The following is a 20,522-nucleotide window of genomic DNA, read 5'->3' on the forward strand; positions in this document are numbered from 1 at the left end:
GAAGGTCGGTTCCATGCGAACCGACTCTTCTCCCGGCACCCTGCCGGCGCGGGAACACCTCCCGGCCGCACCAGCCGGTACGCCTGTCCTGGACGTAGTGATCCCCGTCTACAACGAGGAGAAGGACCTCCAGCCGTGCGTCCGCAGACTGCACGAGCACCTCGACCGGACGTTTCCGTACGCGTTCCGCATCACGATCGCGGACAACGCCTCCACGGACACCACCCCGCAGGTGGCGGGGCGGCTGGCCGTGGAGCTTCCCGAGGTCAGCACCTTCCGCCTGGAGCAGAAGGGACGCGGCCGGGCCCTGCGGGCCGTCTGGTCGGCCTCGGAGGCGCCGGTCCTCGCCTACATGGACGTGGACCTGTCCACCGACCTCAACGCCCTGCTGCCGCTGGTGGCGCCGCTGATCTCCGGCCATTCGGACCTCGCGATCGGCTCCCGGCTGGCCCACAGTTCACGGGTGGTGCGCGGGCCCAAGCGGGAGTTCATCAGCCGGGCCTACAACCTCATCCTGCGCGGCTCGCTCCAGGCACGGTTCTCGGACGCCCAGTGCGGCTTCAAGGCGATCCGCCGGGACGTGGCACAGGTGCTGCTGCCCCTCGTCGAGGACACCGGCTGGTTCTTCGACACCGAGATGCTGGTGCTCGCCGAGCGGGCGGGCCTCAGGATCCACGAGGTGCCGGTCGACTGGGTCGACGACCCCGACTCGACCGTGCACCTCGTGAAGACCGCGACCGACGACCTCAAGGGCGTGTGGCGGGTCGGCAGGGCCCTGGCCACCGGCTCACTCGCGCTGGACCGGCTCGCTCGGCCGTTCGGCGACGACCCGCGCGACCGTGACCTCGTGGACGTGCCGAAGGGACTGGCCCGCCAGCTCGTCGGGTTCTGCGTGGTCGGCGCCCTGTCCACCCTCTTCTACCTTCTGCTGTACAGCGGCTTCCGGGCCGTCACCGGCTCCCAGACCGCCAACGCCCTCGCCCTGCTGGTCTCGGCGGTCGCCAACACCGCGGCCAACCGGCGGCTCACCTTCGGGGTGCGCGGGCGCGGCGGGGCCGTACGGCACCAGGCGCAGGGCCTGGTCGTCTTCGGCATCGGACTCGCCCTGACCAGTGGCTCGCTCGCGGCGCTGAACGCGGCGACCTCCGAGCCCGCGCACAGCACCGAACTGGCCGTCCTCATCGCGGCCAACCTCGCGGCGACCGTGCTGCGCTTCCTGCTCTTCCGGGCGTGGGTGTTCCCCGACCGGCGCGAGGACGACCCGGCGCCTGCCGCCCCGTCCTCGTACGACACCACCCCCTTCCGCGCCGGTGATGTCGCGGACTCCTGGCGGGACGCCACCGTGCAGTTGCTGCCGGCGCGCCCGCACGACACCGATGCGAGGGACTCGCGATGACCGTCCACTTCGACCAGCAGATCACCGGCGGATCCACGAGCCCCGGCACCCTGACACCAGCACCCGCGCCGCACGCCGGTGCGCCGGCCCGGCCCTTCCCGCAGCGGCTGTGGCGCGGCCGCCCCGAGGACCCCCGCTGGGTCCGCCCGGCCTTCCTCGCCCTGCTGCTGGCGACGGCCGTGCTCTACCTGTACAACCTGAGCGCCTCCGGCTACGCCAACTCCTTCTACTCGGCGGCCGCGCAGGCCGGCAGCCAGTCCTGGAAGGCGTTCTTCTTCGGCTCGCTCGACGCGGCGAACGCCATCACCGTCGACAAGCCCCCGGCCGCCCTGTGGCCCATGGCCTTGTCCGTCCGGCTCTTCGGCCTCGGCTCCTGGGCGATCCTCGCGCCCGAAGTCCTCATGGGCGTCGGCACGGTGGCCGTCGTGTACGCGGCGGTGCGCCGCCGGTTCAGCCCCGCGGCCGGTCTGATCGCGGGCGCCGTGCTCGCGCTCACCCCCGTCGCGGCGCTGATGTTCCGCTTCAACAACCCCGACGCGATGCTGGCGCTGCTGATGGCGGCGGCCTGCTATCTCGTCATCCGCGCCCTGGAGGACGGCCGGACGAAGTGGCTGCTGTGGGCCGGTGCCGCGATCGGCTTCGCCTTCCTCGCCAAGACGCTTCAGGCCTTCCTGATCCTGCCGCCGCTCGCCCTCGTGTACGGGGTCTGCGCGCCGGTGACGGTGAGGAAGCGAATCGGCCAACTCGCCGCGGGGCTCGCCGCGATCGTCGTCTCCGGCGGCTGGTGGGTCGCGATCGTCGAACTGTGGCCCGCTTCCTCCCGCCCGTACGTCGGCGGTTCGCAGAACAACAGCTTTCTGGAACTGACTTTCGGCTACAACGGCCTGGGCCGCATCAACGGCGACGAGACCGGCAGCGTCGGTGGCGGCGGTGGCGGCGGGAACGGCGGCGGCAACTGGGGCGAGACCGGCTGGGACCGGCTGTTCAGCTCCTCCGTCGGCAGCCAGATCTCCTGGCTGATCCCGGCCGCGCTGATCCTGCTCGTCGCCGGGCTGGTGGCCACCCGCAGGGCGAAGCGCACGTCGGTGACCCGCGGTTCGTTCCTCGTCTGGGGCGGCGCGCTGCTCACCACCATGCTGGTCTTCAGCTACATGCAGGGCATCTTCCACGAGTACTACACGGTGGCCCTCGCCCCCTACATCGCCCCGCTGGTCGGCATGGGCGCGGCGCTGCTCTGGGAGAAGCGCGGCAAGGCGTGGGCGTCGCTGACCCTGGCCGCCGCGATGACGGCGACCGCGGCCTGGGCGTACGTCCTGCTCAACCGCTCCTCCGACTACCTGCCCTGGCTCAAGTGGCTCGTCCTGGTCGGCGGTCTGACGGCGGCCCTCGGCCTGATCTTCGCCGGCCGGCTCGGCCGCCGAGTGGCCCTCGGGGCGGCCGGGCTGGGCCTCGTCGCCGCGCTGGCCGGGCCGGCGGCGTACACCCTCACCACCGTGAACGAGGGGCACACCGGCTCGATCGTCACGGCGGGTCCGGCGGTCGCGGGCGGTCGCGGCGGCCCGGGTGGTGGCGGCGGCCCGGGCGGCGGCTTCCCCGGCGGCGGGGTCCCGGGCGGCGGCCAGAACCAGCAGGGCCAGAACCAGCAGAACGGCAACGGCAACGCCCAGGGCCGGCAGGGCAACGGCTTCCCCGGCGGAGGCGGCTTCCCCGGCGGCGGCCAGAACCAGCAGGGCCAGGGCCAGAACCAGCGGAACGGCGACGGTGGTCGCATGGGCGGCGGCGGCGGTGCCGGCGGCCTGCTCAACGGCGCCGGCGTCAGCTCCGAGGCCAAGAAGCTGCTGGAGACCGACGCAGACCGGTACACCTGGGCCGCGGCGGCCATCGGCGCCCAGAACGCGGCGAGTTACCAGCTCTCCACCGGCGATCCGGTGATGGCCATCGGCGGCTTCAACGGCACCGACCCGTCCCCGACCCTGGCCCGGTTCAAGCAGTACGTGGCGGACGGGAAGATCCACTACTTCATCGCCTCGGGCGGCATGGGCGGCGGCATGGGAGGCAGCGGCGAGGGGACCTCCTCCCAGATCACCTCCTGGGTGGAGGCCACCTTCAAGAAGGTCACGGCCGGTTCGACCACGTTCTACGACCTCACGCAGAAGGCGAGCAGCTGACACGTCCCCGACCGGACGAAGGGCGGTGGCCGAGAACCACCGCCCTTCGGCGTCCCCGCCCAAAACTCTGTTGTACGCCGTATAGGAACTGTTCTACGGTGTACAGCATGACGACGTCCCCCCAGGAAACGGCCCTGCCGCACACCGCACCGGGCGGCCACCCCCAGCGCTGGCTGATCCTCGGTGTCATCTGCCTCGCGCAGCTCACCGTGCTGCTCGACAACACGATCCTCAACGTGGCCATCCCCTCGCTCACCCGCGAGATGGACGCCTCGACCGCCGACGTCCAGTGGATGATGAACGCGTACGCGCTGGTGCAGTCCGGCCTGCTGCTCACCGCCGGGAACGCCGCCGACCGCTACGGCCGCAAGCTGCTGCTGATGTCCGGCCTCGCGATCTTCGGCCTGGGCTCGCTCGCGGCCGGACTGTCCCAGAGCCCGGGCCAGCTGATCGCGGCCCGTGCGGGCATGGGCGTCGGCGGGGCGCTGCTGATGACCACCATCCTCGCCGTGGTCGTACAGATCTTCGACGACCAGGAGCGCGTGAAGGCCATCGCGCTCTGGTCGACGGTCAGTTCGCTCGGTTTTGCGGCCGGACCCCTGATCGGCGGCGTGATGCTGAACCACTTCTGGTGGGGCGCGATCTTCCTGATCAACATTCCGGTCGCCCTGCTCGGCCTGGTCGCGGTCGCCGCGCTGGTGCCGGAGTCCAAGCACAAGTCCGGGGACCGGCCCGACCTGGTCGGCGCGGTGCTGTCGACCATCGGCATGACGGCCGTGGTGTACGCGATCATCACCGGGCCCGAGCACGGCTGGACCTCCGCGCAGGTGCTGGTCTCGGCGCTGATCGGCGTGGTCGTCCTCGGCCTGTTCGTGCTGTGGGAGCTGCGGACCGAGCACCCGATGCTCGACATGCACTTCTTCCGCAACCAGAGGTTCGTGGGCGCGGTCGCGGGCGCGATCCTCGTGGCGTTCGGCATGACGGGGTCGCTGTTCCTGCTCACGCAGCACCTCCAGTTCGTGCTCGGGTACGAGCCGCTGGACGCCGGGCTGCGGACGGCACCGCTGGCGTTGACCGTCGTCGCGCTCAACTTCACGGGGGTCGGGGCGAAGCTGGTGCTGAAGGCGGGGACGCCGGCGGCCATCGCGCTCGGCATGACTCTGGTGTCCGCGGGGCTGGCGGCGATCGCCCTGCTCGGCGGGCACGGGTACGGCGGGATGCTGCTCGGCCTGGTGATCATGGGTGCGGGTGTGGCGCTGTCCATGCCGGCGATGGCCAACGCGATCATGGGCGCGATACCGCCGGAGAAGGCGGGTGTGGGAGCGGGGATCAACGGAACGCTCGCCGAGTTCGGCAACGGGCTGGGTGTCGCGGTCCTGGGGGCCGTTCTCAACTCCCGGTTCGCGTCGCTGGTCGCCGTGTCCGCGGCGTCTTTGCCGGCGGCGCTGGCGGCGGCCGACTCGGCCGAGGAGAAGGCGAGGATCTCCGATGCGTTCGCCTCCGGGCTGGAGACGAGCCAGCTGGTCGGGGCGGTTGCCGTGCTGGCGGGCGGTTTGGTCGCGGCCGGGTTGCTTCGGCGGGCTGAGCGGGCAGAGTCCGCCTAGGAGCCCGGGGTGTGCGGTCGTCGTACGGGTGCGGGTCCGCTGTGATTGATCGCGCCCGCGCGGCGGAGCCGCACATCGATACAGGCCCGCGCCCCTGAAAAGACGGCGCGTCTAGCATGAGCGGCGTTGAAAGATCGAGGAAGGTGCGCCATGGCGAAAGCCGCCCGGCAGGAGCAGCCGCGGTCCAGTGTCTGGCTGGAGGGCAAGGCGCACCGGCGGCGCGGTGGTGGGCAGCCCTCGGGGCTCGACCGGGAGCGGATCACCAGGACGACGATCCGGCTGCTGGACGCCGATGGACTGGCCAAGTTCTCCATGCGGCGGCTGGCCGGCGAGCTGAACGTCACCGCGATGTCCGTCTACTGGTACGTCGACACCAAGGACGACCTGCTCGAACTCGCCCTGGACGAGGTCATGGGCGAGATGCGGCTGCCCGATCCGGACGCCGGTGAGGACTGGCGCGACCAGGTGCGGTCGCTGGCCCGGGAGTACCGGACGCTGCTGGTGCGGCACCCGTGGGTGTCCGCGCTGGTCGGGGTGTACCTCAACATCGGCCCGCACAACCTGGCGTTCTCCGGGACCGTGCAGCGTGTCGTCCGCCGGACCGGGCTGCCCGCGAAACGCCTGACGAGCACGATCTCGGCCGTCTTCCAGTTCGTCTACGGCTACGGCACCCTGGAGGGCCATCTCGCCTCCCGGGCCGCCGCCGGCGGCATGAGCGTGGACGAGTACTTCCAGCAGGCCCTGACCACGGTGACCGCCGCCCCGCAGGCCGCCGACGTCCTGCGGGAGTCCCGGGAGATCATGGCGGCGCGCGGTGGCGACACGGTCGCCGAGATGCTGGAGCGCGACTTCGAGTTCGCTTTGGAACTGCTGATCGCGGGCATCGAGGCGATGGTCGCCCGCGAGGCGGAAGCCTCCGGGACGGAAGAAGCGCCCGGGAAGAGCTGACCTACTCCCCCTCCACCAGCCGCGCCGGGAACCCTCCGGTCGCCACCGGCCCCCACCGCTCCGGCGTGATCCGGATGATCGACTTGCCCTGCTTGAGCATGGCCGCGCGGTACTCGTCCCAGTCGGGGTGCTCACCGGCGATGTTCCGGTAGTACTCCACGAGTGGTTCGACGGAGTCGGGGGAGTCGACGACCTCGGCCGTGCCGTCGATCTGGACCCAGGGGCCGTCCCAGTCGTCGCTGAGCACGAGCAGGCTCGCGCGGGGGTCCCGCTTGGCGTTGCGGGTCTTGGCGCGCTCGGGGTAGGTGGAGACCACGATCCGGCCGGAGTCGTCGACACCGCAGGTCAGCGGGGACCCCTGAGGGCTGCCGTCGGCCCGCCGGGTCAGCAGGATCGCGTGATGCCGGGGGCGTACGAAGTCGAGCAACTCGTCCAGGGAGACGCGGGTGTTCGTCGCGATGTTCGGTGCCATGTGCGGCAGCCTACGACGCCAGGGCTTCGGCGAGGTTGTCGTACACGGGCACGTCCCGGCGCATCCCGGTCAGTTCGAGGACCCGGCTCGTGATCCCCTCGGGCCGGGCCACCAGACGCACGGTGGCCCCGGGGCGCAGCCGCCGCCGTACGTCGTTGATGAGGCGAATGCCCTGGGAGTCCATGAAAGACGTCGTGGTCAGGTCGAGGACGAGGACTTCCAGCCGGTCGCCGCGGGCCCGGGCCGCGGACAGGACGAGCGGCAGCAGCTCCGCCGCGTTGCAGAAGTCGATCTCGGCGGGCATGGCGAGGTGGACGCGGCCGGGGAGGTCGCGCGGTTCTGTGGGATTCGTGAAGGGGGTCACGGCTCACCTGGCAGACGTTCGTCCGAATTCCGGTAAGGCCGCTTCCTGACCCGAAGGCCATTCCACCATGCGGTGGGCGGGCGGCGAAAGCTCCCCCGTGGCGGCGTCGGCCGGGCGTCACCTGGAGGCAACCGAACAGTTAGAGTGCTGTCCGTCCTGTGCTCGCAGTCGGGAATGTGCTGCGGAGCTCTCCTGCGCACGGCCATGGCCGTGCATGCCGAAGAGGTTCGTGGTGGCTGCGTCCGAGTTTCCTGATTTGCCCCGTTTTCCGGCTGGCGTCGAGCTGGCCGAGGCCCTCACGGTGGCTTCTCAGCAACTGCACGAGACCCTCACACCCCACAGCACCCTGCGCACGGCGGTCCGGCTGGCCGTGCATCTCATGCCGGGGGCCGAGCACGCCGGCATCTCCGTCATCGAGCGCGGCGACAAGCTCCGCACGCTGGCCTGGACCGACGAGGCCGTGCGCTCCGCCGAGGCCCGGCACACCGGCCGCGAACAGCACGGGCTGTGGGACCAGTTGTGGAACAACCCGGTCGCGCGGATAACGGACAGCGAGGCCGACGACGGCTGGGACGTGCTGGCGGCCCTCGGGCTGCGCTCGGCCCTGTCGCTGCGGCTGCGCGCCGACCGCCGCCGGCTGACCGTGCTCACGGCCTACGCGCGCAAACCGGGCGCCTTCGACGAGGAGGCGACGCGCATCGGCCGGCTGTTCGGCGCGCACGTCAGCATCGCCCTGGACTCCGCCACCGTGCGCGAGCAGCTCACCGAGGCCATGCACACCCGGGACCTGATCGGCCAGGCCACCGGCATCCTCATGGAACGCCAGGGCATCGACGCGACCGCGGCCTTCGAGAGCCTGGTGCGGGCCTCCCAGCGGGAGAACGTGAAACTGCGCGACCTCGCCCGCCGGATCGTGGGGGGCAACGCCCCCTGACGTGAGGTGGATTACGTCGGGGGCGTGTTCGGGTGGTGACGGGATACCCGTACGGTCATGAGCCCTGAGACGTCCGACACGCTGGACCAGGCGATGGTGCGCAGCAGCGGTCTCGACACCCTGCTGCGCGATATGACCGACCGCGCGGTGCAGGACGTGCCCGGCGCCGGCGCGTGCAGCATCACCGTGCGCCGCGCCGGCCGGCTGCTCACCCTGGCCGGCAGCGACGGCATGGTCAGCGGCCTGGACCTGCGCCAGTACGAGAACGGCTCGGGGCCCTGCGTCGACGCGGCCGAGACCGGCGAGGAGCAGTACGCCCCGGATCTCGCCGAGGAGTCCCGCTGGCCCGCCTACACGGAGTACGCGCTGTCCCAGGGCGTCGGCTGTGTGCTGGCGGTGCCGGTCGCCGTCGAGAGCGAGAGGGGCGCCGCGCTCAACTTCTACGGACCGCGGGCTCATGCCCTGGATCCGGGCCGGGACGCGGCCCGCGCCTTCGCGGCCCGGGCCGGGGACGCGATCGACGTGGCGCTGCGCATCGAGCGCCGCCACGAGTCGGCGGCCGACGTGCGCACCGCGCTGCTCTCCCGCAGCGTCATCGACCAGGCGATCGGCATCCTGATGGCCCGGGAGCGCCTCGACGCGCGGAGCGCGCTGGAGCGGCTGCGCCGGGCCTCGCAGGACCGGAACGTCAAACTCCGTGACCTGTGCGGCCAGTTGGTGGCGCGGGTGTCCGCCCCGGACTCACACCGCCGGAAGTGACTCGCCCTGCACGGCCTGGATGTCCAGCTCCACCTTCAGCGTCGTGCCGATGGCGGCGATGCCGGCCTGCAGGACCTGGTTGTAGTTCATGGCGAAGTCCTCGCGGTGCAGTTCGGTCGTCGCGCGGAACGCGGCCCGGGTACCGCCCCACGGGTCCGGACCCGTCCCGAGGTAGGCCAGATCCAGGTCCACGGGCCGTACGACCCCGTGCATCCCCAGCTCGCCGTGGACGGTCCACCGGTCGGACCCGGCCGCCGTCAGCCCCGTCGACCGGAAGGTGATCTCCGGGAACCGCTCGACGTCCAGGAAGTCCGGAGACTTCAGGTGCCCGTCGCGCATGCCGTTGCCGGTGTCGACCGACGCGGCCCGGATCACCGCCTCCACCCGCGACTTGGTGACGTCGTCGGGGGCGATCTCGATCGCGCCGGAGAACTCCGTGAACCGGCCGTGCACGCTGGAGATGCCCAGATGCCGGGCCACGGCGGCCACGCTGGAGTGCACCGGGTCGACGGTCCACGGCCCGGGCGGCGGCAGCTCGGTGCCGCCCTGCCGGGCCAGCGTCACCGTCCCGACCTCGGCCCGCCCGCTCGCCGTGACGATCACGCTGGAGGCCGCGGGCGCATAGCCCACGGCCGTGACGATGACGGTGTACGCCCCCGCCTCCATCGGCGTCGCGTCCCGCACGGCGCCCTCCGCGTCGGCCTCGGCCCGCAGCACCTGCGCGCCGGTCATGTCCGCCACCGTGACGACCGCGTGCGACACGGCCCATCCATCGCGGGTACGGATCCTCGCGGTCAGTCCCATCTCACCCAACTCCTCTGAAAACAAACCGGCCCGCGACAGGGGGCGCACCTCCGCTCAGAGCGCGCCCCACTGCCACGGGCCGGGGTCGGACTACTCGCCGGGGTGGGCGAGTTCGATGTCGTGGCCGTCGGTGCCGGCGCCCGCGACCGTCAGGGCGGTGGCCACCGGCGGATAGCCCGTGGCGATGACGGTGTACTCGCCGCCGTCCAGGTCGGTGAAGGCGTACGCCCCGTCCGTCCCGGTCGTGGCCGAGCCGACGACGTTGCCCGCCTGGTCGACCAGCGTCACCCGGGCGTCGGCCAGCGGGCCGTGCGGGGCGCGGACGACACCCTGGACGCGGGCACCGGAGTCCAGGTCGATCTCGACCCGGGTGACCCCGGTGCCGCCCACCTCGACGGGCAGGGCACGCGGTCGGTACCCGGCGGCGTTCACCGCGACGGTCACCGCCCCGGGCACCAGCTCGGCGAAGGAGAACTCGCCCTGCTCACCCGTGGTCCCGTTGGCCAGCAGGTCGCCGCGCACATCGGTCACGATGACCATGGCGTCCTTGACCGGCTGCCCGCTCTCGGCGGCCCGCACCAGGCCGGTCAGCCCGCTGGTGCCGCTGAGCAGGATGTCGTAGGCGACCGGCTCGCCGTTCACCACGACCGTGGAGGCCTGCGGCTGGAAACCGTCGGCGGAGGCGATCAGGACGTACGAGCCGGCGCCCGGGGCGTCGACGGCGTACGAGCCGTCGGCCTGCGCCACGGACCGGCCCAGCTGACGCCCGCCCAGCGAGATCAGCGTGACGGCGGCCTGCGGCACGGGCGCGGACTCGTTCCCGCGGACGAACCCGCGGACGGGCACGCCGGGGGCGCCACCGGAGGTCTCCCCCGGACGCTCCGCCGTGGCGACGGCGGCGAGCCGCTGGGTGCCCTCGGGCCCGGCCCCGGTCTCGGCCACGGCCCAGCTCGGCGCCGTCTTCTCCGCGGCGGGAGCCTCGACGGCGACCGCCTCGGCGGGGGCCACGGCAGGCGTCTCGGACTCGGCGGCCTGCGCCAGCCCACCCTTCGTCCTCAACGGGACCTCCTTGATGAACAGCGACACCAGCAGGGCGAGCAGCGCCATCGGGGCCGAGTAGAGGAACACGTCCGCGACACCGTGGCCGTAGGCGCTCTCCACGATGGTGCGGATCGGCGCGGGCATCGCGTCGAGGTCGGGGATGCCGCCACCGCCGGTGCCGGCGTGGCCGAGGGCCGCGCCCTTCGCGCCGAGGTCGGCGAGGCCGTCCTTGACGTAGTCGGTGATCTTGTTGCCCAGGACCGCACCGAGCGCCGAGACGCCCACGGCACCGCCCAGCGACCGGAAGAAGGTCACCGTGGAGCTTGCGGCACCCAGGTCGCTCGGCTCCACCTGGTTCTGCGTGCAGAGCACCAGGTTCTGCATCATCATGCCGATGCCGAGACCCATCAGCGCCATGAAGATCGCTATGTGCCAGTACTCGGTGTCGTACCGGATCGTGCCCAGCAGACCGAGGCCGGCCGTCACCAGCACGCCGCCGGCCAGCAGCCAGCCCTTCCAGCGCCCGGTCCGGGTGATGATCTGCCCGGACACGGTGGAGGAGACGAAGAGACCCGCGATCATCGGGATCGTCATCACACCGGACATCGTCGGCGACTTGTCCCGCGCCAGCTGGAAGTACTGGCTGAAGAAGACGGTGCCGGAGAACATCGCGACACCGACGAACAGGGACGCGATGGAGGCCAGCGTGATGGTGCGGTTGCGGAACAGCCGCAGCGGGATGATCGGCTCGCTCGCCTTCGCCTCGACGAGGACGAACAGCGCCAGCAGCGCCACGGAACCGCCGACCATCGCGTACGTCTGCCAGGAGAGCCAGTCGTACTTGTCACCGGCGAAGGTCACCCAGATCAGCAGCAGGCAGACGGCCGCGGTGATGAAGAAGGCTCCGGCCCAGTCGACCTTGACCTTCCGCTTGACCACGGGCAGGTGCAGGGTCTTCTGCAGCACGATCAGCGCGATCACCGCGAAGGGCACGCCGACGTAGAAGCACCAGCGCCAGCCGAGCCAGTCGGTGTCGGTGATGACACCACCGACCAGCGGGCCGCCGACCATGGCGGTGGCGAAGGTGGCGCCGAGGTAGCCGTTGTAACGGCCGCGCTCACGCGGCGAGATCATCGCCGCCATGATGATCTGGGCCAGGGCGGACAGACCGCCCATGCCGATGCCCTGGACCGCGCGGAAGGTGATGAGCATGCCCGGGTTCTGGGACATGCCGGCCGCCGCCGAACCCAGCACGAAGACGACCAGCGCGAGCTGGATCAGCAGCTTCTTGGAGAACAGGTCGGCGAGCTTGCCCCACAGCGGGGTGGAGGCCGTCATCGTCAGCAGGGACGCGGTCACGACCCAGGTGTAGGCGCTCTGGCCACCACCGAGGTCTCCGATGATGCGGGGCAGGGCGTTGGAGACGATCGTCGACGACAGGATCGCGACGAACATGCCGAGCAGAAGGCCGGTGAGGGCCTCCATGATCTGCCGGTGCGTCATGGGAGCGCCGTCGCCGGAGGAGCCGTGGGAGCCTCCCCCGTGCTTGGCATGAGCCCGCACACCGGCTGGTGTGGTCGTTGCCATGGGCTTCCTTTTCTTACGTGCTTGCGGGTGTACGGGTGGTCTGGTCGAAGGCGGGCGGTGCGGCCCGGGTCCCTGGACGGCAGTCGAAGCTCTCCCTCAGCCGCGCCATGAGGTCCGTGAGCTGGCCGACCTCCTCGTCGGTCCAGTCGCTCAGGCGCTCGGCGAGGACCTCGGTGGTCCGCCGGGACAGCTCGTCGAGCTGTGTGTGGCCCGCGGGTGTGAGGCGCAGGATGCGTGAGCGTTTGTCCGCCGGGTCGGGGGAGCGCTCGATCCAGCCCCGGTCCACGACGTGGGCGACGTGGCGGCTGGTGACCGACATGTCCACCGCCAGCAGCTCGGCGAGCTTGCTCATGCGCATGTCGCCGTGGCGGCCCAGCAGCGTCAGAACGGCCGCCGACCCGCCGGGGCACTCGGCCGGCATGATCCGTCCGAGCTCCCGCTTCACGGCGCCGAAGGCGCTGAACTGACGGACCAGCTCTTCGTACTGCGCCTTTTCGGCCATGACACCTCCCGCTTTCGTTGCTTTGGGCAACCATAGAAGCTGTTGGTTGCTGCAGGCAAATAAAACGGGTCGGTGCGGTACAAAAACTTGGCAAAGGCAAGTATTGCTGAAGTAAACGTGCTGGTGACGAGCCTGGCGGTAGGGGTCACCCGGCCCCAAACGGAACCCCAACCCCCACTTGGGGAGCACCGACGTTTTCGCTAGGGTCTCGGGCCATGGCTAACAACCAGGCCCCGCAGGGCAATCACGACCCCGCCGGCAGCACCCAGATGTTCCGCGCGTTCGTCGACGAGGCCCCGCAGGGCCGTCAGGCGGCGGCACCGTCCAGCAGCGGCCCGCGCATCGGCCTCATCCTCGGCGTCGTGGTCGCCGTGGCGGTCATCGCGGCGGTGGCCTGGCTGGCGCTGGCGTAACGGGTACTGCGGGCGGCACAGATGCCCGCAGTCAGGTGGGCCACGACGATCGCGCACCCGCCGTCGCACCTGAGGGGCCGTGTCGGGGGGTGTCCGCCCGCAGCGGTTGGCGCGTCAACGGACAGTCAGTCGGTATGGGGGCCCGTCGCGCCGTCCCGAGAGCGGACACCCCCCCGGCGCGGCCCCGACCCACCACCCGGCGTCATGCGAAGACGTACACCCCCACCGCACCGGCACAGGCATAGGGCGCGGCCTCGAAGACCGCGCCCCAGTCCTCCGTCAGGACCAGCTCAGTCCGAGATCAGGCCTTCCCGGAGCTGCGACAGCGTCCGGGTCAGCAGTCGGGAGACGTGCATCTGCGAGATGCCGACCTCCTCGCCGATCTGCGACTGCGTCATGTTCGCGAAGAACCGCAGCATGATGATCCGCCGCTCACGGGGCGGCAACTTCGCCAGCAGCGGCTTCAGGGACTCCCGGTACTCCACACCCTCCAGCGCGGTGTCCTCGTACCCCAGCCGGTCCGCCAGCGACCCCTCGCCACCGTCGTCCTCCGGCGCCGGCGAGTCCAGCGAGGACGCCGTGTAGGCGTTCCCCACCGCGAGCCCGTCGACGACGTCCTCCTCGGACACTCCGAGCACAGCGGCCAGTTCGGCCACCGTCGGCGACCGGTCCAGCTTCTGCGAGAGCTCGTCGCTGGCCTTGGTCAGCGCCAGCCGCAGCTCCTGCAGCCGCCGCGGCACCCGCACCGACCACGACGTGTCCCGGAAGAACCGCTTGATCTCCCCGACCACCGTCGGCATCGCGAACGTCGGGAACTCCACGCCCCGTTCGCAGTCGAACCGGTCGATCGCCTTGATCAGGCCGATCGTGCCGACCTGGACGATGTCCTCCATCGGCTCGTTCCGGGACCGGAACCGCGCGGCGGCGTACCGCACGAGAGGGAGGTTGAGCTCGATGAGCGTGTCACGGACGTACGCACGCTCGGGGCTGTCCTTGTCGAGCGCGGCCAGCCGCAGGAACAGGGAGCGGGACAGGGTGCGGGTGTCGATGGCGCCCGCAGCCGGAAGGACCGGGACGGGCTCGGCCGCGAGGGCCGGTACGGCATCGATGGAGCCGAGTGAGTCGAGAGCATGGGGAGCTGTCTCGCTCTCCGCGAGCGTGAGCACCTTCGAGCTGCCCTGTTCTGCGGACATGCCACCCCCTTTGGGTCGCGGGACGGTCGCGGCGAACGCCCCCGCTTGAGGAACGCAGCCTTCACCTGAATACCGGCGCCGGAGCTCCGGCAAACGCGCTTCCCGCAGAATGTCACATGTCGGCAACACGCTGTAGTGACATGTCGACATCTGAGACGCGAATACGCCCTGCAAACAAGGGGTCTGACGGCTTTTCGGCTTTCAACTGTCGGCAACCGCCCTGATGAGCGATTCCCTCCCCGAGGTGACCTCTCGCTAACGTTTGCGGTTACGCGTCGATTCGGTTCGCAGACCGCAACCGCTGGAAGCTACGCGCGAGTAGCCGCGACACGTGCATCTGTGAGACGCCCAGCTCCGCGGAGATCTGAGACTGCGTGAGATTGCTGTAGTACCGCAGCAGCAGGATCCGCTGCTCCCGCTCGGGCAGCTGGACGAGCAGATGCCGGACGAGATCCCGGTGCTCCACCCCGTCCAGCGCGGGATCCTCGTAGCCGAGCCGGTCCAGCAGCCCCGGCATCCCGTCGCCCTCCTGCGCGGCCTCCAGGGAGGTCGCGTGGTACGACCGCCCGGCCTCGATGCAGGACAGCACCTCGTCCTCGGTGATGCGCAGCCGCTCGGCGATCTCCGCGGTCGTCGGGGTGCGTCCGAAGGAGGTCGTCAGGTCCTCGGTCGCGCTGTTGACCTGCACCCACAGCTCGTGCAGCCGGCGCGGCACATGGACGGTGCGGACGTTGTCGCGGAAGTACCGCTTGATCTCGCCGACGACGGTCGGCATCGCGAACGTCGGGAACTGCACGCCCCGGTCCGGGTCGAAGCGGTCGATGGCGTTGATGAGCCCGATCGTGCCGACCTGGACGACGTCCTCCATCGGCTCGTTGCGGGAGCGGAACCGGGCGGCCGCGTAGCGCACGAGCGGGAGGTTCGCCTCGATGAGCGCCCCGCGCACGCGGTCGTGCTCCGGGGTGCCCGGCTGGAGCTCCTTGAGCTGCGCGAAGAGGACCTGGGTGAGGGCACGGGTGTCGGCGCCGCGGCTGCTCCGCTGGGGCGCGGCTAGAGGAGGTCCTGCCAGAGGGGACGACGCCTGGGGGGTCGACGGCGGAGCTTGAGGAGACGGTGCCTGAGGGGACGGTGTCTGAGGGGGCGGTGCCTGAGGTGCGGTACTGGCCAGCACGGTCAACTCCACCTCGTCATCGTCAACTCATCCGTCAACGCCTCCATCAAAAGCGGTCATAGCATCACAAGACATGTACTCTGTGTGCAAGCACCCCATAACTACGTGTTGAGGGATGAAAGCCGCACGAATCGACCCACTCAACACAAGAGCCCCCTGTCGAAGCGACAAGGGGCGGAAGCGGCCGCTCTCGGAGCCGGTCTCAGAACTCGTAGTCCGCGATCACCCACGTGGCGAACTCCCGCCACAGCGCGACCCCGGCCTGGTGGTCCGGGTGCTCCACGTACCGCCGCAGCGCGTCCGCGTCGTCGCAGGCGGAGTTGATGGCGAAGTCGTACGCGATGGGACGGTCGCTGACGTTCCAGCCGAGCTCCCAGAAGCGCAGCTCCGGGATCGTGTCGCCGAGCGCCCGGAAGGCCTCGACGCCCTTCACGACCCGGGGGTCGTCGCGCTCGACGCCCTCGTTGAGCTTGAAGAGCACCAGGTGGCGGATCATCACTTTGCTCCGTTCGCAACCCATGTGGCGAAGTCGCCGAGGGCCCCGGCGGCGTCCGAAATGCCCTGGAAGCCTATCTGCACGTAGTCGGCGGCCTTCTTCGGATCCGTGACGATCACGTACATCACGAAGACCACGACGACGTAGACGGCGACCTTCTTCGCGTTCACCGCCACCGCGGCCTCCCCTGTCACTGATGTCCCATGCAGCGCACATGATCGCACGAAGGGCCCCGTCTGACGACGGGGCCCTTCAGGAGCGGTAGCGGAGGGATTTGAACCCTCGGTGACTTGCGCCACACTCGCTTTCGAGGTCTGTTCGTGCTGGTCAGAGGGGCGTTCGAGGTCGTTCAACCTCGTTCATTCCCGCTTCCCCGCCTACCGCGTGAACCGCTGTGAACGACTCCGCACGAGGCTGAATGAGACGGAAACTGAGACGGAGCACGCCCCGGCTGACCTGCTTCCTAACAGTCAGGGGGAGAGGCTTCCAGGGCTGCGATCACGGCCGCAGGGTCACCGTCGTACAGCACGTGCGGTTCATCTTCCTGAGGGGGAACGAACCGCGCGCGGTAGCGCTGTAGGTCGCTCTCAGCAAAATAGATCGAGTTGGGGTCGTTGGCGTGGAACTCGTTGCGCTTGCTGATCCTCGCCCACAGCTCTTCATGGCTGGCACCGAGGTAGACGAGCATGGGGGTCGCGCCGGCGTCGGTAGCGATCGCTCGCCATTTCGCCCGGTCCTCTGGAGTCCAAAAGCCGTGGTCAACGACGACATCGTGCCCGTCCTTGAGGTGCTCCCGTAGTTCGATCGCCACGTCTTCCAGAACGGGGCGCTCCAGGGTGGGAAAGACCCCCCGGGGGAAGTCCACGCCGTAGACACCGTGCCGGCGGAACATCTCTTCGTCTGGGCACAGCCGTACGAACCCGCGGGCGGTGAGGGTGCGTGAAAGGGTCGTCTTGCCGGAGCCGGGAAGCCCCGCCATAAGGACACAGAACGGCGGACGTGGGGGCATAGGTCTCGTCACGGTTCGGGAGATGGCGGCCACCTCTGCCTTTGCTTCGGGCGTGATTGTGCCAGCGTTGCGGGCCGCAAGTAGTGCGTCCAGGCGGTCTTCGAGCACGCTCATGAGCGTGTCGTCCACAACCGTCACGGGGCCACCTCCGATTCTGTGCGCCATGTCCGACCCGGGCCGCCGAGGTCTACGCCGTACTCCACAATGTTGCCCTCGCTGTCCACGAACTGGGCAGTCATCACGACCACTGGGTCCGTTGGCAGATTGTCAGGGTCCAGCTCCAGGAGTCGCGCGTACTCCGGCGTCAGCAGGCGGGCTGAGGCAGAGTCGATGCGGTGACTGATCGGGCGGCCGGTCGCCTGGGCGATGAGCTGAAGCGAGGTTCCTCCCTTCAGTCGTTCACTCGCTGCGAGCTGAGGGATCAGCTCCCCGTACTGGGCGGGAATCCACGAAGTGCTGTGCGCAACGATGCCGTGCCGGTCCCGGTATACGCGGCTACGGCGCACCACGTCGGAGCCGGGCTGGATGTCCAGTGCTTGCGCCACGTCCTCGGGCGCGGGGACAACGGCTGCCTGGTGGGAGTCGGAGCGTTCGCCTGCCCCCCAGCTAGACCCGGTACGGCGCCCCCGGTCCTGCCGTTGCGACCCCGACGACATGGAGGCCGGCCGGTCCAGCACTTCAGTCCCGATGCCGTGGATGCCACGCACCAGCCCCTCGTTGCGCAGCTTGCGCAGCGCCTTCTCCGCTGTCGCCGTGCTCACCTTCCACTCTTCCGACAGGTTCTTGATGCTCGGCAAGAGGGTTCCTGGCTGTAGCTGACCAGACGTAATCAGCTCCGTGTAGTGGGCGGCAATCCTCGCGTACGGCGCCCGATTGTCGGCCTGGCCTGCCATGTTGTCCGCTCCTTGTCGCGACTTCCCTGAGGTTCCCTAGCTTACCGCTTGACACCGCAGGGAACCCTAGGGAACCTTAGGTATGTGCCCGCCGGTCGGTTCGCCGATCGGGGGGTGCAGGACCTCAATGCGCCCTGCTTCAGGGCTGTTTCGAGGTCAAGGGGCCCGGGACAGATCGGGCCGAGGGCGCACCCGACCCTGGTCATTCGGGAGGGCTTAGACCGAAAGGTCATGTCTCCATACGCCTGTCACGGGAGCCCGTGTTCCCGAAGGAGACACCCGCACGAACACGACTACCGCAGCGCTTCCGCGTAGCGGCCGGTTGCCTCCGCTGCTCGTCTCGTACGAGCAGCGCTGAGGGGAGCCGGAATGACCGACTTCAACGGCGCGCGGCCCCGGTGCTCGAACACCGGGGCCGCTGTTCGGGCCGTTCCTGTCTGAGAGGAACCAGACCCAATGGACCACATCGCTACTGTTCAGGACGCTGTTACGGCGTTCGCCGACTTCATGGAGCCGACGAACGCGGAGCTGGACGCGATCGAGCTGGAGATGCCCGCGATCCTCGCGGACGTTGAGCTGCTGGACGCGCAGATCATCGCCATGGAGCGCACGCCCACGGAGCTGGACGTGCGGCGTATCCGCCGGGCCCGCCGGCGGCTGCTGTCCGCGCTGGCGAACCAGGCCGAGACCGCGCACCGGGGTGGCGCGGCGTGAGGGGCCAGGAGAGTGCGCGGGAGTTCACCGCGCAGATGTCTGTTCGTGAGGGCCGCTGGCGTCTGTACGTGGCTCTGATGAACACCACCGAGCGGTGGCCCGAGCACCAGTTTGGGCGCACGGTGCCGACGTTCACGGACCGTACGGACGCGCTCAGCGTGCTCGGGTTCGAGCCGGTACCGGGTGCCGACTGGACGTGGACCGAGGACAGCGAGCACCCCGACGACCCTGCTTCACCGGTCGTGCTGATCGCCGCGATCCGGGTCCGTTCATGGTCGGGGGTGAGCGCGTGAACGCCGTTCATATCCGTTCGGCCGAGCGCGCGCTGTCGGTCGGCACGTGGCTGATCGTGGCGGGCGCGATGCTCTATTCGATCCTCACCGTCACCCCGCTCGCTGCCGCGCACACACCCGACAAGTGGGACTGGACCGCACCCATCCTCCCCCTGGTCGTCGATGCCGCCGTGGTCATCGTGGTCCGCCTGGACGCGGTGCTTGCCCGGCTCGGGGGACACGGCGGACGGTGGCCCATCGCGCTGCGGTGGATGACCGGCGGCATGACGCTCGCCCTGAACGTGGCTGACTCCGCGTTGAAGAACGACCTGGTAGGCGTGGCTGTGCACGCGGTCGCGCCGCTGCTGCTGATCGTCACGGCCGAGACCGGGCTCGCCTACCGGCGCGCGATCGCCGCCGCCGTGGTGGCGCTGGAGGCCAAGCAGCAAGCCGAGCGGGAAGCCCGCGAACGGGCCGCCGCCGCGCGGCGTGAGGAGGCCGCGCGGCGGGCCCGCGAGGAACGCGAGCACACGGCGGCTCTGGCCCGTGAACAGCGTGAGCACGAAGCCCGCATGGCCCGTGAACAGGCCGAGCGCGAGGCCGCCGCCCTGCGCGAGGAACGCGAGCGCGAGCAGGCCCGGGAGCGGGCCGAGCGCGAGCAGCGTGAACGCCAGGAACGCGAGCGTGAACAGCGCGAGCGGGAGCGTGAACGCCGTGAACGGGAGGCCGCCGAACGCGTCGAACGCGAGCGGCAAGAGCGTGCTGAGCGTGAGCGCCGTGAGCAGGCGGAGCGGGAGGAGCGGGCCGCGCGTGAACGCGCCGCGCTGCTGTCCGCCGGACCTGCCACGGACAAGCTGCCCGAGGACGACGCGCGCGCCATCGTGGCCGCCGCGCATGCCGAGGGACTGTCCGTGCGTCAGGCAGCGGAGCTGTGCGGCTGGTCGGTGGGCTGGGTCTCGACCCGCTACGCCGAACTGCGCGGGCCGGTCAATGGCGTGCCGGTTGACTTCGCCGGCACGGGCCGCTGATGACCACCGCACCGGCCGGGGGTTCGCTGCCTGTGTACCGGTGGCGGCTCGCCCCTGACGGTTTGGCCACCCGGCGGCAGCTCCGCGCGATGGGGCTGCGTCCGGGTGGCCAGGACGTGGCCGCCGAACTCCAGCGTCCGCGCCGACGGCGGGGCCCGCTGGTCGCTTACCTCTACCGCATCGACGCAGCCAAGCCCGTCCGGCCGATGACGCCGGGCCGGTGGGCCGCGCTCGCGCGGGCCAACCTCGCCCGGCGGATCTGCCCCGAGTGCCGCCGGGATGCGGGGTACGTCATCCCGTCGTCGCTCGGCATGTGTTCGACCTGCGCTTTCCCCGACAACGCCCCGGAGGGTGCGTCATGGAACAGCTTCCCGACAAGCGGCCCTTGACGGTCGTTCAGCTCCCGGACGGCAGCCACGTCTACGCCGACCCCGCCTCCCTGCCCGCGCAGCAGCCTGCCGGGCCGCAGGTGGTGCACATCCACCAGGCGCCGCCGGACCGCACGGTGCAGCGTGTCGCGCTCGGCTCCGGTGTCGGTGCTGGGGCGGTCGCGGCCGGGGTCTACTTCGGCCCGCTGCTCGTCGGTGCCCTGACCGCCATCGCCGCGAACCTCGCGATGCTCGCGTTCATCGCGCTCGTGCTCGGCTGGGCCGTCGTCACCGTCGTCCGCGCCGTCGGCGACAGCGGCAAGCGCGGCCGGAAGGGCCGCTGAATCACCCCAAGGCCGTAGGCGGCCCGCAGGGCGCCTGAGGGG

General features: G+C 70.4%; 23 protein-coding genes. 12 read left to right on the forward strand and 11 right to left on the reverse strand.

The window, feature by feature from the left end; genetic code table 11:
• Positions 1-13: 13 nt before the first annotated feature.
• From ABTX60_RS14890 to ABTX60_RS14905, 4 genes are all read left to right on the forward strand, one after another.
• Positions 14-1,396 carry a bifunctional glycosyltransferase family 2/GtrA family protein gene (locus tag ABTX60_RS14890; protein ID WP_352097450.1) on the forward strand — a complete coding sequence of 461 codons (1,383 nt, stop codon included), beginning with the start codon at positions 14-16 and terminating at the stop codon, positions 1,394-1,396.
• Positions 1,393-3,564, forward strand: coding sequence for a glycosyltransferase family 39 protein (locus tag ABTX60_RS14895; protein WP_352097451.1), 2,172 nt, complete (start codon positions 1,393-1,395; stop codon positions 3,562-3,564). The genes ABTX60_RS14890 and ABTX60_RS14895 overlap by 4 nt, the downstream gene beginning before the upstream one ends.
• Before the next feature lie 107 nt (positions 3,565-3,671).
• Positions 3,672-5,168 (forward strand): MFS transporter, encoded by a 1,497-nt coding sequence (locus ABTX60_RS14900; protein WP_352097452.1) that lies wholly within the window; start codon positions 3,672-3,674, stop codon positions 5,166-5,168.
• A 150-nt stretch (positions 5,169-5,318) separates the two neighbouring features.
• Positions 5,319-6,116 carry a TetR/AcrR family transcriptional regulator gene (locus tag ABTX60_RS14905; protein WP_352097453.1) on the forward strand — a complete coding sequence of 266 codons (798 nt, stop codon included), beginning with the start codon at positions 5,319-5,321 and terminating at the stop codon, positions 6,114-6,116.
• A gap of 1 nt (position 6,117) precedes the next feature.
• On the opposite strand, the gene ABTX60_RS14910 is transcribed toward ABTX60_RS14905, so the two are convergent.
• Complete coding sequence (locus ABTX60_RS14910; protein WP_352097454.1) at positions 6,118-6,588, reverse strand: PPOX class F420-dependent oxidoreductase; 471 nt, start codon at positions 6,586-6,588, stop codon at positions 6,118-6,120.
• Between the two features lie 10 nt (positions 6,589-6,598).
• Entirely contained in the window at positions 6,599-6,892 is a 294-nt protein-coding gene (locus ABTX60_RS14915) for an STAS domain-containing protein (protein WP_352097577.1), read from the reverse strand.
• A 274-nt stretch (positions 6,893-7,166) separates the two neighbouring features.
• On the opposite strand from ABTX60_RS14915, the gene ABTX60_RS14920 reads away from it, so the two are divergent.
• Together ABTX60_RS14920 and ABTX60_RS14925 are read left to right on the forward strand one after the other, a co-directional pair.
• Positions 7,167-7,886 (forward strand): GAF and ANTAR domain-containing protein, encoded by a 720-nt coding sequence (locus ABTX60_RS14920; RefSeq protein WP_352097455.1) that lies wholly within the window; start codon positions 7,167-7,169, stop codon positions 7,884-7,886.
• 57 nt (positions 7,887-7,943) lie between these two features.
• Entirely contained in the window at positions 7,944-8,645 is a 702-nt protein-coding gene (locus tag ABTX60_RS14925) for a GAF and ANTAR domain-containing protein (RefSeq protein WP_352097456.1), read from the forward strand.
• Here the strand turns inward: ABTX60_RS14925 and ABTX60_RS14930 are convergent.
• The 3 genes from ABTX60_RS14930 to ABTX60_RS14940 all read right to left on the reverse strand — a co-directional run bounded on the left by ABTX60_RS14930 (position 8,628) and on the right by ABTX60_RS14940 (position 12,579).
• The gene (locus ABTX60_RS14930; RefSeq protein WP_352097457.1) at positions 8,628-9,449 is read right to left on the reverse strand and encodes a YceI family protein; all 822 of its coding nucleotides are present in this window, start codon (positions 9,447-9,449) and stop codon (positions 8,628-8,630) included. The genes ABTX60_RS14925 and ABTX60_RS14930 overlap by 18 nt on opposite strands.
• A 90-nt stretch (positions 9,450-9,539) precedes the next feature.
• Positions 9,540-11,993 (reverse strand): MFS transporter, encoded by a 2,454-nt coding sequence (locus ABTX60_RS14935; protein WP_502992324.1) that lies wholly within the window; start codon positions 11,991-11,993, stop codon positions 9,540-9,542.
• 97 nt (positions 11,994-12,090) lie between these two features.
• A complete protein-coding gene (locus ABTX60_RS14940) occupies positions 12,091-12,579 on the reverse strand; it encodes a MarR family winged helix-turn-helix transcriptional regulator (RefSeq protein WP_352097459.1) in 489 nt (162 codons plus the stop codon).
• 215 nt (positions 12,580-12,794) lie between these two features.
• Between ABTX60_RS14940 and ABTX60_RS14945 the strand changes: the two genes are divergently transcribed.
• Entirely contained in the window at positions 12,795-12,992 is a 198-nt protein-coding gene (locus ABTX60_RS14945) for a hypothetical protein (protein WP_062927793.1), read from the forward strand.
• A 290-nt stretch (positions 12,993-13,282) separates the two neighbouring features.
• Here ABTX60_RS14945 and ABTX60_RS14950 read toward each other — a convergent pair whose 3' ends face one another.
• The 6 genes from ABTX60_RS14950 to ABTX60_RS14975 form a co-directional block, all read right to left on the reverse strand.
• A complete protein-coding gene (locus ABTX60_RS14950; protein WP_352097460.1) occupies positions 13,283-14,185 on the reverse strand; it encodes an RNA polymerase sigma factor SigF in 903 nt (300 codons plus the stop codon).
• Positions 14,186-14,453: 268 nt separating this feature from the next.
• Positions 14,454-15,356 carry an RNA polymerase sigma factor SigF gene (locus tag ABTX60_RS14955; protein ID WP_502992325.1) on the reverse strand — a complete coding sequence of 301 codons (903 nt, stop codon included), beginning with the start codon at positions 15,354-15,356 and terminating at the stop codon, positions 14,454-14,456.
• Between the two features lie 202 nt (positions 15,357-15,558).
• Positions 15,559-15,852, reverse strand: a complete 294-nt coding sequence (locus tag ABTX60_RS14960) for a Dabb family protein (protein WP_053670015.1) — start codon at positions 15,850-15,852, stop codon at positions 15,559-15,561.
• Entirely contained in the window at positions 15,852-16,028 is a 177-nt protein-coding gene (locus tag ABTX60_RS14965) for a hypothetical protein (protein ID WP_104778998.1), read from the reverse strand. The genes ABTX60_RS14960 and ABTX60_RS14965 overlap by 1 nt, the downstream gene beginning before the upstream one ends.
• A 287-nt stretch (positions 16,029-16,315) precedes the next feature.
• Positions 16,316-16,999: a P-loop nucleotide/nucleoside kinase family protein gene (locus tag ABTX60_RS14970; RefSeq protein WP_352097462.1), complete on the reverse strand. Its 684-nt coding sequence runs from the start codon at positions 16,997-16,999 to the stop codon at positions 16,316-16,318.
• Positions 16,996-17,754, reverse strand: coding sequence for a GntR family transcriptional regulator (locus tag ABTX60_RS14975; RefSeq protein ID WP_352097463.1), 759 nt, complete (start codon positions 17,752-17,754; stop codon positions 16,996-16,998). The genes ABTX60_RS14970 and ABTX60_RS14975 overlap by 4 nt, the downstream gene beginning before the upstream one ends.
• 456 nt (positions 17,755-18,210) lie before the next feature.
• On the opposite strand from ABTX60_RS14975, the gene ABTX60_RS14980 reads away from it, so the two are divergent.
• From ABTX60_RS14980 to ABTX60_RS15000, 5 genes are read left to right on the forward strand one after another with little or no spacing between them, the layout of a single operon-like run.
• Entirely contained in the window at positions 18,211-18,468 is a 258-nt protein-coding gene (locus ABTX60_RS14980; protein WP_352097464.1) for a DUF6284 family protein, read from the forward strand.
• Entirely contained in the window at positions 18,465-18,761 is a 297-nt protein-coding gene (locus ABTX60_RS14985) for a DUF6303 family protein (RefSeq protein ID WP_352097465.1), read from the forward strand. Before ABTX60_RS14980 ends, ABTX60_RS14985 begins: the two co-directional genes overlap by 4 nt.
• Entirely contained in the window at positions 18,758-19,768 is a 1,011-nt protein-coding gene (locus ABTX60_RS14990) for a DUF2637 domain-containing protein (RefSeq protein WP_352097466.1), read from the forward strand. Before ABTX60_RS14985 ends, ABTX60_RS14990 begins: the two co-directional genes overlap by 4 nt.
• Entirely contained in the window at positions 19,768-20,157 is a 390-nt protein-coding gene (locus tag ABTX60_RS14995; RefSeq protein ID WP_352097467.1) for an RRQRL motif-containing zinc-binding protein, read from the forward strand. The genes ABTX60_RS14990 and ABTX60_RS14995 overlap by 1 nt, the downstream gene beginning before the upstream one ends.
• On the forward strand, positions 20,127-20,480 hold the full coding sequence (locus ABTX60_RS15000) for a DUF6251 family protein (protein WP_352097468.1): 354 nt from the start codon (positions 20,127-20,129) through the stop codon (positions 20,478-20,480). Before ABTX60_RS14995 ends, ABTX60_RS15000 begins: the two co-directional genes overlap by 31 nt.
• Positions 20,481-20,522: the final 42 nt, after the last annotated feature.

The organism is Streptomyces sp. NPDC126510 (genome assembly GCF_040302345.1).
In the GTDB taxonomy this organism is placed as follows: domain Bacteria; phylum Actinomycetota; class Actinomycetes; order Streptomycetales; family Streptomycetaceae; genus Streptomyces.

What these genes read in the sequence shown, in the direction of transcription:
- ABTX60_RS14890 (WP_352097450.1), top strand. Translation starts at nt 14, where the DNA reads ATGCGAACCGACTCTTCTCCCGGCACCCTGCCGGCGCGGGAACACCTC.
- ABTX60_RS14895 (WP_352097451.1), top strand. Translation starts at nt 1,393, where the DNA reads ATGACCGTCCACTTCGACCAGCAGATCACCGGCGGATCCACGAGCCCC.
- ABTX60_RS14900 (WP_352097452.1), top strand. Translation starts at nt 3,672, where the DNA reads ATGACGACGTCCCCCCAGGAAACGGCCCTGCCGCACACCGCACCGGGC.
- ABTX60_RS14905 (WP_352097453.1), top strand. Translation starts at nt 5,319, where the DNA reads ATGGCGAAAGCCGCCCGGCAGGAGCAGCCGCGGTCCAGTGTCTGGCTG.
- ABTX60_RS14910 (WP_352097454.1), bottom strand. Translation starts at nt 6,588, where the DNA reads ATGGCACCGAACATCGCGACGAACACCCGCGTCTCCCTGGACGAGTTG.
- ABTX60_RS14915 (WP_352097577.1), bottom strand. Translation starts at nt 6,892, where the DNA reads ATGCCCGCCGAGATCGACTTCTGCAACGCGGCGGAGCTGCTGCCGCTC.
- ABTX60_RS14920 (WP_352097455.1), top strand. Translation starts at nt 7,167, where the DNA reads ATGCCGAAGAGGTTCGTGGTGGCTGCGTCCGAGTTTCCTGATTTGCCC.
- ABTX60_RS14925 (WP_352097456.1), top strand. Translation starts at nt 7,944, where the DNA reads ATGAGCCCTGAGACGTCCGACACGCTGGACCAGGCGATGGTGCGCAGC.
- ABTX60_RS14930 (WP_352097457.1), bottom strand. Translation starts at nt 9,449, where the DNA reads ATGGGACTGACCGCGAGGATCCGTACCCGCGATGGATGGGCCGTGTCG.
- ABTX60_RS14935 (WP_502992324.1), bottom strand. Translation starts at nt 11,993, where the DNA reads ATGACGCACCGGCAGATCATGGAGGCCCTCACCGGCCTTCTGCTCGGC.
- ABTX60_RS14940 (WP_352097459.1), bottom strand. Translation starts at nt 12,579, where the DNA reads ATGGCCGAAAAGGCGCAGTACGAAGAGCTGGTCCGTCAGTTCAGCGCC.
- ABTX60_RS14945 (WP_062927793.1), top strand. Translation starts at nt 12,795, where the DNA reads ATGGCTAACAACCAGGCCCCGCAGGGCAATCACGACCCCGCCGGCAGC.
- ABTX60_RS14950 (WP_352097460.1), bottom strand. Translation starts at nt 14,185, where the DNA reads ATGTCCGCAGAACAGGGCAGCTCGAAGGTGCTCACGCTCGCGGAGAGC.
- ABTX60_RS14960 (WP_053670015.1), bottom strand. Translation starts at nt 15,852, where the DNA reads ATGATCCGCCACCTGGTGCTCTTCAAGCTCAACGAGGGCGTCGAGCGC.
- ABTX60_RS14975 (WP_352097463.1), bottom strand. Translation starts at nt 17,754, where the DNA reads ATGGCAGGCCAGGCCGACAATCGGGCGCCGTACGCGAGGATTGCCGCC.
- ABTX60_RS14980 (WP_352097464.1), top strand. Translation starts at nt 18,211, where the DNA reads ATGGACCACATCGCTACTGTTCAGGACGCTGTTACGGCGTTCGCCGAC.
- ABTX60_RS14995 (WP_352097467.1), top strand. Translation starts at nt 19,768, where the DNA reads ATGACCACCGCACCGGCCGGGGGTTCGCTGCCTGTGTACCGGTGGCGG.
- ABTX60_RS15000 (WP_352097468.1), top strand. Translation starts at nt 20,127, where the DNA reads ATGGAACAGCTTCCCGACAAGCGGCCCTTGACGGTCGTTCAGCTCCCG.